Here is a 253-nt window from a genome sequence, read left to right as displayed (position 1 = left end):
ATACAATTTTCGATACGAATGGAGAAAAATCCTTCTTTAAAAATTTGGCCCTTATCCTAACAGTATCGGCAGACCGACAGCCAGAAGAATCACAACGATAATGAAAACCCATGAAAGCGGATGGGCCCAGTTGTTTGTCCAGCCGATGCCAAATCGTTTTTCCAAGAAAATGGCTGGATCTTTCGGATTGAAATAGAACACTCCCAGCTTCCAATAACGGTCGTCATCTCGATCCATCACTTTGCCGTTTTCG

The 253-nt window shown here is 43.1% G+C and carries 1 protein-coding gene; it reads right to left on the bottom strand.

Annotation, left to right across the window (positions count from 1 at the left end):
• Positions 1–51: 51 nt before the first annotated feature.
• A partial coding sequence (locus RYX56_RS23960) for a DUF5808 domain-containing protein (protein ID WP_317124335.1) occupies positions 52–253 on the bottom strand: 202 nt, incomplete at its 5' end.

Origin of the sequence: Alkalihalophilus lindianensis (genome assembly GCF_032843265.1) — a bacterium.
In the GTDB taxonomy this organism is placed as follows: domain Bacteria; phylum Bacillota; class Bacilli; order Bacillales; family Bacillaceae_D; genus Alkalihalophilus; species Alkalihalophilus lindianensis.
This window is presented reverse-complemented; position numbering and strand designations above follow the sequence as displayed.